Source organism: Bradyrhizobium sp. 199 (genome assembly GCF_023073355.1).
In the GTDB taxonomy this organism is placed as follows: Bacteria; Pseudomonadota; Alphaproteobacteria; order Rhizobiales; family Xanthobacteraceae; genus Bradyrhizobium.
Genome location: NZ_JADPJI010000005.1, coordinates 2,463,806 through 2,471,782, shown reverse-complemented (window position 1 = coordinate 2,471,782; position 7,977 = coordinate 2,463,806). Strand labels below are relative to the sequence as shown.

Below are 7,977 nucleotides of genomic sequence, written 5' to 3'. Positions count from 1 at the left end.
CGCGCAGGGAAGGCCGGGACGTTCCGGCGTCACCTGTCGTCCACCCCGTGCGCGTTTACTCGCACACGCGGGACTTCGGGTGCCAGCCGGCGCCCGGCCTTCCCTGCGCCCTTGCTCTCGAAGAGGGCGGAAGAAGACAGCAAAGCTCGGGCAACAACGCCGCGAGAAGGTGAAGGTGTGTCCGCGGATGACCATGCGAACCGTTAGAAGGCGGCCTCTCCGGATGGCCGCATCCGGCCGGGTCGGCCGGTTACTTCATGGCGGCGTCGATCGAGTTGAACTTGTTGTTGAGCAGCGCGCCGCCCGTGCTGTTCACGATGGTGACGATCGCGAGCGCGATCCCCGCGGCGATCAGGCCGTACTCGATCGCGGTTGCACCATTCTCATCGGCAAGGAACGACCTAAGCAAACGCATTGCCAACTCCTGTTCATCCGATCCAACGTAGGGTCGCGTCGTCATCGAACTCGTCAACAGATCGAATATGTCTTTATGCGGCCAAAAGTATTAAGCCCGGGCGAGGCGCGCCTCCGCTCATACGATGGCATCCCTTAAGTTAAGGTTCCATCGGTGCGTCCAAATGGATTCAAATCGGCAGACCCCGGGCCGGCTAAGGTGGTGAAGCGCGCCCGCGCAGACCCTGGTGGGGTCCAGGACGTCGGTCTTAGCGGGGAGGGGAGTGCCGCTTAACGGATTGTTGAGGCTGTTCGTCGAGCCATCGCGCTCATTCGCGCCGGCCATCCCCGTTCAGCGCCCGCAACACGGCGATGCGGGCGAACATCACCCAGCCGCCGCCCGTCTCGGCCGCCTCGATCAAGGTCTCGATGGCGGTCTGCCAGTGCGCCTCGTGCTGGGCGTCCTCGGGCAGCCGCATGATGTAGTCCGCAGCCTGTTGAAGCGTGCGCAGCTCGCGCTTGTTGTCAACGCGAACGGGATCGTCGAACGCCGTCGACCAGGGCATGTCAGGCCGGCCGAGCGGCGAGGGGAGATATCACGGCGTGATTGCAGGTGCGACGCTGTCAGCCCGCCTTCTTCGCCCGCGCTGGCGCGCGCACCGGTTTGTCGGCCTTCTTCGTCGCTTCCTTGGGCGCCGTCTTCGCCGCAGCGTCCTTGCCGCCCTTGCCGGCGATGGGGAGCAGCATCTCGCGCTGGCCCTCGACGCGCTTCTTCGGCTTCTTTGCTTTGGCGGTCTCCTTGGCAGTCTCCTTGGCCACCTTCGCCGCAGGTGCGGCGTCTTTTTCGTTCGCGATGCTCTTCTTCAGCGCGTCCATCAAATTGATGACGTTGCCGCCGCTCTTCGGCGTGGCCTTGGCTGCGATCGGCATGCCGCTGCGCTTCTTGTTGATGAGATCGATCAGGGCGGTCTCGTAATGGTCCTCGAACAGCTCGGGCTCGAACGCGCCGGACTTCTTCTCGACGATGTGCTTGGCGAGGTCGAGCATGTCGCGGGTCAGCTTCACGTCCTGGATGTCGTCGAAATATTCCTGCTCGCTGCGGACCTCGTAGGGGTAGCGCAGCAGCGTGCCCATCAGCCCGCTCCCGAGCGGCTCGAGCGCGATGATGTGCTCGCGGTTGGTCAGCACGACACGGCCGATCGCGACCTTGTTCATGCTGCGAATGGTCTCGCGGATCACGGCATAGGCATCGTGGCCGACCTTGCCGTCCGGCACGAGATAATAGGGGCGGATCAGATAGCGGTTGTCGATGTCGGCCTTCGGCACGAATTCGTCGATGTCGATGGTGTGGGTGGAGTCGAGCGCGATGTCGTCGAGCTCGTCCTTGGTGACCTCGATATAGGTGTCGGTGTCGACCTTGTAGCCCTTGACGATGTCCTCGGAGGTCACCTCGTCGCCGGTCTCGGCGTCGACCTTGAGGTACTTGATCCGGTGGCCGGTCTTGCGGTTGATCTGGTTGAAGGAGACCTTCTCGGTGTCCGAAGTGGCCGGATAGAGCGCGACCGGACAGGTCACGAGCGACAGACGCAGAAAACCCTTCCAATTGGCGCGGGGGGCCATGGGCTACTCCAAACGCAACAAGGACAGACGGTCAGGATACCATCGGGGAACAACGAATCAAAGCAAGCTCGGTTGCTGAATCTTCCAACTGCGTTAACCGGCCGCTTGGCCATGCCCTCGCTGCCTGATCCGAGCGCAATAGCCGGAACATCACATCCAATGACGCGTTGGCTTTGGACATCGGCTGCGAGGAGGTCGCGGCTATCGGAAGCGACATCCAGAGATTGAGGGCATCATGGCAACCACGCGAGAGCGGCATCAGATCGTGGAAACTCCGACCGAGGCGCGTCAGGGCGAGCCTGGGCCATCGGTGGCGGCGCTGCTCGCCATTTCAACCGGGCTTGCGATCCTGATCCTCGCCGTCGTCTGGTTCGTGTTCTTCCGGACCTGACGGCCGAATTTACGGGAAGGGCGGACCTTCCGGCGCGCCGCGCTACGCGGCACATTGCGCCCGCCATGCTGCCGGCTTGTCCGGCCCGCAGGGCGGGCGCAGTCGCGTTGGCAGCAAACACACACCGTATATGACCAAAATGTAACGCGGCCGGTTCCCGGCGTTCATATTGGGTTCACGCCGGAATTGCTCATCTGGTGCGGTGTTGATGCGGCCTGTGTCTGGAGAGAAGCGTGCGCCTGCTCGTTGTTGAGGACGACCCCGATCTCAATCGCCAGCTCACCAAGGCGCTGACCGACGCCGGTTACGTCGTCGACCGCGCCTTCGATGGGGAGGAGGGGCATTATCTCGGCGACAACGAGCCGTATGATGCCGTCGTGCTCGACATCGGCCTGCCGAAGAAGGACGGCATTTCGGTGCTGGAGGCCTGGCGCCGCAACGGCCGCACCATGCCGGTCCTGATCCTCACCGCACGCGACCGCTGGAGCGACAAGGTGCAGGGGTTCGACGCCGGCGCCGACGACTATGTCCCCAAACCGTTCCACCTCGAGGAGGTGCTGGCGCGCATCCGCGCCCTGCTGCGCCGCTCCACCGGCCATGCCCAGAGCGAACTCAGCTGCGGTCCTGTTACCCTCGACACAAGGACCGGCAGGGTCAGCGTCTCCGGTAATCCCGTCAAGATGACCTCGCACGAATATCGGCTTCTGGCCTACCTGATGCACCACTCGGGGCGGGTGGTTTCGCGCACCGAGCTGGTCGAGCACCTCTACGACCAGGATTTCGACCGCGACTCTAACACCATCGAAGTCTTCGTCGGCCGCATCCGCAAGAAGCTCGACGTCGACATCATCCAGACCGTCCGCGGCCTCGGCTATCTCCTGACCCCGCCGGCCGCCTGACGCGTTCGGGCTTGACGGGCAGCCCGACAGGGGCCTTGGTCCCGACATGAGCTCTGACGCCCTGCCATCCTGCGCCTTCCGGGATCGTTCCGATGCGCGCTAGTTCGCTTGCAAACCGCCTGTTCCTGTCGGCAACCGCTTGGCTCGTGGTGATCCTGGCCATCACCGGAGTGGTGCTGTCGTCGGTCTACAAGAGCGCCACCGAGCGCGCCTTCGACCGTCGGCTCAATCTCTATCTGCGCACCCTCATCGCCGAGGTCGCGACCCCCGACGAGCCGCCCGACCGTCAGTTCCAGTCGCTTGGCGAGCCCCTGTTCGAACTGCCGCTGTCCGGCTGGTATTGGCAGATCACGCGGACCGACACCGAAAAGCCGGAAGTGCGTTCCTCGCGCTCGCTCTGGGACAAGAAGCTGCCGAAGCTTGAGGAGCACGGCGAACTCACCGCCGCCGGCATTCGCCTTGCCTATGTCGACGGGCCCGAGGGGCAGAACCTGCGAATGGTCGAACGGCCGGTCGATCTCGGCGCCGACGGCAAATATCTCGTCAGCGTCGCCGGCGACGACACCGAGATTTTCGACGAGACGCGCAGCTTCGACTACTATCTCGGCGGCACCTTCACCGCGCTCGGCATCGTGCTGCTGCTGACGACCGTGTTCCAGGTCCGCTTCGGCCTGGCGCCGCTCAAACGCATCTCCGAATCGATCGCCGACATTCGCTCCGGGCGGGCGGAGCGGCTCGAGGGCGAATTCCCGGTCGAGATCGCGCCATTGGCGCGCGAGACCAACGCCTTGATCGATGCCAACAGGGAGATCGTCGAGCGCGCGCGCACCCATGTCGGCAATCTCGCCCATGCGATCAAGACGCCGCTCTCGGTCATCGTCAACGAGGCCGGCGCCCACCTCGCCGATCCCTTCGCGGCCAAGGTGATGGAGCAGGCCGACGTGATGCGCGACCAGGTCGCCCACCATCTGGAGCGTGCGCGCATCGCGGCGCGGGTCTCGGTGGTCTCCACTGTGACGGAGGTGGCGCCGGCCATCGAGGCGCTGCGGCGGACCATGGAGAAGATCCATCGCGATCGCGGCATCGTGGTCGAAGCCAAGGCCGATCCGTCGGCAAAATTTCGCGGCGAACGCCAGGATCTGGAGGAGATGGTCGGCAATCTCGTCGACAATGCCTGTAAATGGGCGGCCTCGCGCGTCTTCATCGCGGTCCTGGTGGAGGCGCCGCACAAGCCGGGGGCGGGCCCGCGTCTGCGGATCGTCGTCGACGACGACGGCCGCGGCCTGTCGGAGGCCGAGCGCGCCCAGGTCTCCCGGCGCGGCCAGCGGCTCGACGAATCCAAGCCCGGCTCGGGACTGGGGCTGTCGATCGTGACCGACCTTGCCGCGCTCTATGGCGGCAGCCTCTCGCTCGGCGGCGCGCCGACCGGCGGCCTGCGGGCCGACCTGGTCCTTCCGGGAGTATAATCCCTTGTTCCGACGTTGTTTTTTGTCCTCGCCAAGCTCCGGCCGACGCCAACCGGAGGGATTCCGTCCGACTTCCTAAACGGCTTCTTAAGTGGGGCCCTCCTATGATCGCGCCCGGACGCATTCCATGTCCGCCACTTTACCGTGCATACCCGGGCGCATGAGCCAGACATCGATCGAGCGGCTGAGGGAATATCTCGCGCAGCTCCCGCCGCAGGCGCAGGCCCTGCTGATGCGGGAGTTCGAGCGTGCGCTGGAGCGTGGCCAGGACACCGCTGTCGCAACCCTCGTGCTCGAGCAATTGCGCAAGATCGTCCGCAGGACCGAGGCCGACGAGTCCGCGCCGCCGCGCACCGACGATCTGTCGCGGCTGCTGTTCCAGGCGCTAGAACCGTTCCTGGTCGAGGCGGGGGTGCCGACGCGGGTCGGGCAGATCCGCCGCTCCTCGCTGCATCCGATCTGGCAATGGCTCGGCCGCGATGGCGCACCTGACAAGGTGAACGAATTCCACGCCGCACTGGCCCGCATGCCGGCAGACAGTGCAGGGCAGGTCGAGGCGCTGGCCTCGAGGCTCCAAGCGGTGGCCGCGGACGCTATTTTCGAGCTGACGGGTCCCGGCGGCGGCGACAAGTCGCGCGCGCTGGCCCGGGTCGGCCCGCCCAACGTGATCGAGGACCTCTATTCGATCGGAGCGGTGCTTCAGGTCCGGGAGGCCATCGCCAGCCTGAACGAGAAACTGCCGCGCGCCCTGCGTGCTTTCGGCGATTCCCAGATCGCCTCGGTCACGTCGGCGCTCAACATTCCGGTGCTCCAGACCCCGCAGATGCTGCCCTTTGCGCTGTCGATCGTGGTGCAGCGGATGACCGCCCCGTGGCAGATCATTCGCCTCGCCATCAAGATTGCCGCGTCCGACGACGAGATCCGCGTCGCGGCAACGCCCTATGGCGTCGCCGTCACGATCGCGCTGCACGATCTGTCCTGTGTGGCCGCCACCTTGCGCATGGACATCAAGCGCGGCCATTTCGACAACATTGCCGGCAATCTCAAGGCGCTGCATGACGGCGCGCGCGGCCTGCGCACCGAGCTCGACCTGCGCAACGATTCCGCCTGGGGCAAGCAGTTGACCTCGATCCGGGCCGACATCTCCAATGCACTGCAGTCCGAGATCGACAGCGTTCCCGGCCGCGTTCGCCGCATCCTGCGGCAGCGCCCGGAGAAGGACATTCCGCCGGGCGCGCGGATCGACAGCACTGAGGTCGAGGAAACCGTGGCGCTGATCGATTTCGTCGCGACCTGCCGCAACTATGCGAGCGAGCTTGCGATCAACGAAGTGACGCTACGCACCTATTCCGACCTCCAGCAATATGTCGAACGCTCGACCGAGCAATTGGTGCAGTCGCTGCGCGCCGCCGATCAAAAGGTTCGCACCTATCGGCAACAGCAGGTGCAGGCCGCGATCCGCTTCTGCCAAGTGCTGTTCGGCGATGATTACGCCTCGCTGATGAGCCGGGCCGCGGAGAACGCGGCTACCGGCGAGCGCAAATCGTCGCGCGCAAGCTGACCCAAGCGCATATTTTCGGAATCACAATTTGTAGTTGACCATGCCGCTCGCGCGCCCTACGGTCCCCGTGCAAGTCCGGGGAACTTCTATTTGTGGGCGCATGAAACCTGTTATCAGCTCCATCGAAATCGAGAGCCGCGTCGTTGTTGCCAAGTATCAAAGACTGATGGTCGGCGCCAAGGTGGTGGTGGTCGAGAAGGCTAGCGGTCGCCAACTGTCCGAGACGATCACGAGGGTTGCATCTCCGGTTCCGGTCGGTGCGCTGCGCATCAGATTGCCGGATGCGGTCAGGCCTGGAACGTACTTCTTGAAGGCCTTCAACGGGCACGGCGAGGACGCCGCGCAAAGCGCGGAGTTCGAGATCAGCTAAGCCGTTGGGTTTTCAACGTTTACGGACTGTATGCGGTCACGCCAATTGACAATTGTCAATTGCCGCATCGTCCGGCCGTGGTGTAAAGCCACCTATGGGCGCGGTTCGTGCGCTGCCGGAAGCTTGCCAGATGACGCTGTGGTTCGTGTTCGCGCTGATGACGGTCGCGGCGATTTTCGCCGTGCTCTTGCCGCTTGGCCGCAACGGACATGCGCAAGACCAGGGCAGCGAGGTCGCAGTTTACAAGGACCAGTTGGCCGAGATCGAGCGTGATCTCGCCGCAGGCTTGATCCCCGCGCCGGAAGCCGAGGCGGCGCGCGTCGAGATCAGCCGCAGGCTGCTCGCCGCCGCCGCCAGCGAACCCGCTGCGGCGCCGACCTCGAGCCTCACATGGCGCCGGGTGGCGGCCGTGCTGGCGCTGGCCGGCCTGCCGCTCGTTGCGATCGGCGTCTACATTCCGCTCGGCTCGCCCCGGCTTCAGGACTTTCCGTTGGCGGAGCGGGAGCGCGGATCCGGGTCCGGCATGGCGCAGTCGCTCGAGAACCTCGTGGCGCAGGTCCAGGACCATCTGGAGAAGAATCCGACCGACGGGCGCGGCTGGAACGTGCTCGCGCCGGTGCTGGAGCGGCTCGGCCGTTTCGACGACGCGGTGCGCGCCTATCGCAACTCGCTGACCTACAATGGCGAGAATGCGGAGCGCCGGTCCGATCTCGGCGAAGCGATGGCGGCTGCCGCCGGGGGTGTGGTGACCGCCGAGGCCAAGACTGAATTCGAGCGTGCACACGCCCTGAACGCTGACGATCCCAAGGCGAACTACTTCCTCGGGCTCGCCGCCGAGCAGGACGGCCGTAAGGACGATGCCGCCACGATCTGGCGCGGGCTGCTTGCGAAAGCGCCCGCGGATGCGCCGTGGCGTGTCCTGGTGCAGTCCTCGCTGGCGCGAGTCGGTGGCGGCAGCACGATGCCGGCACTGTCAGATGAAACGATTGCTGCTTCCAAGGAAATGGCCGAAGGCGATCGCAACGCGATGGTGCGCGGCATGGTCGAACGTCTGGCCACCCGGTTGAAGCAGAACGGCGACGACGTCGAGAGTTGGCTGCGCCTGGTGCGCGCTTATCTCGTGATGGGCGAACGGGACAAGGCCGTGGGGGCATCGGCTGATGCCCGGCAGGCGGTTGCCAGCGACGCCGAGCGGCTTCGCCAGCTCAACGAAGGCCTCAGGACTCTCGGGCTTGGCGGATGACGATGTCGGGACGAGACGAGCGGAGAACAGATAC

General features: G+C 65.1%; 9 protein-coding genes. 6 read left to right on the top strand and 3 right to left on the bottom strand.

Annotated elements, in window-relative coordinates; all coding sequences use genetic code 11:
* Positions 1-250: 250 nt before the first annotated feature.
* From IVB28_RS20510 to IVB28_RS20500, 3 genes are all read right to left on the bottom strand, one after another.
* Complete coding sequence (locus IVB28_RS20510; RefSeq protein WP_247528482.1) at positions 251-415, bottom strand: Flp family type IVb pilin; 165 nt, start codon at positions 413-415, stop codon at positions 251-253.
* Between the two features lie 307 nt (positions 416-722).
* Positions 723-959 carry a hypothetical protein gene (locus IVB28_RS20505; RefSeq protein WP_247528480.1) on the bottom strand — a complete coding sequence of 79 codons (237 nt, stop codon included), beginning with the start codon at positions 957-959 and terminating at the stop codon, positions 723-725.
* Positions 960-1,017: 58 nt separating this feature from the next.
* A complete protein-coding gene (locus IVB28_RS20500) occupies positions 1,018-2,013 on the bottom strand; it encodes a Ku protein (RefSeq protein WP_247528478.1) in 996 nt (331 codons plus the stop codon).
* 235 nt (positions 2,014-2,248) lie between these two features.
* On the opposite strand from IVB28_RS20500, the gene IVB28_RS20495 reads away from it, so the two are divergent.
* The 6 genes from IVB28_RS20495 to ccmI all read left to right on the top strand — a co-directional run bounded on the left by IVB28_RS20495 (position 2,249) and on the right by ccmI (position 7,943).
* A complete protein-coding gene (locus tag IVB28_RS20495) occupies positions 2,249-2,404 on the top strand; it encodes a hypothetical protein (RefSeq protein ID WP_247528476.1) in 156 nt (51 codons plus the stop codon).
* A gap of 233 nt (positions 2,405-2,637) precedes the next feature.
* Positions 2,638-3,303, top strand: a complete 666-nt coding sequence (locus tag IVB28_RS20490; RefSeq protein WP_063195961.1) for a response regulator transcription factor — start codon at positions 2,638-2,640, stop codon at positions 3,301-3,303.
* A gap of 92 nt (positions 3,304-3,395) precedes the next feature.
* Positions 3,396-4,769 (top strand): sensor histidine kinase, encoded by a 1,374-nt coding sequence (locus tag IVB28_RS20485; RefSeq protein ID WP_247528474.1) that lies wholly within the window; start codon positions 3,396-3,398, stop codon positions 4,767-4,769.
* 160 nt (positions 4,770-4,929) lie between these two features.
* Positions 4,930-6,330: a hypothetical protein gene (locus IVB28_RS20480; protein ID WP_247528473.1), complete on the top strand. Its 1,401-nt coding sequence runs from the start codon at positions 4,930-4,932 to the stop codon at positions 6,328-6,330.
* A 100-nt stretch (positions 6,331-6,430) separates the two neighbouring features.
* Positions 6,431-6,700 carry a hypothetical protein gene (locus IVB28_RS20475; RefSeq protein WP_247528472.1) on the top strand — a complete coding sequence of 90 codons (270 nt, stop codon included), beginning with the start codon at positions 6,431-6,433 and terminating at the stop codon, positions 6,698-6,700.
* Between the two features lie 130 nt (positions 6,701-6,830).
* Positions 6,831-7,943: a c-type cytochrome biogenesis protein CcmI gene (gene ccmI / locus IVB28_RS20470; RefSeq protein ID WP_247528618.1), complete on the top strand. Its 1,113-nt coding sequence runs from the start codon at positions 6,831-6,833 to the stop codon at positions 7,941-7,943.
* Positions 7,944-7,977: the final 34 nt, after the last annotated feature.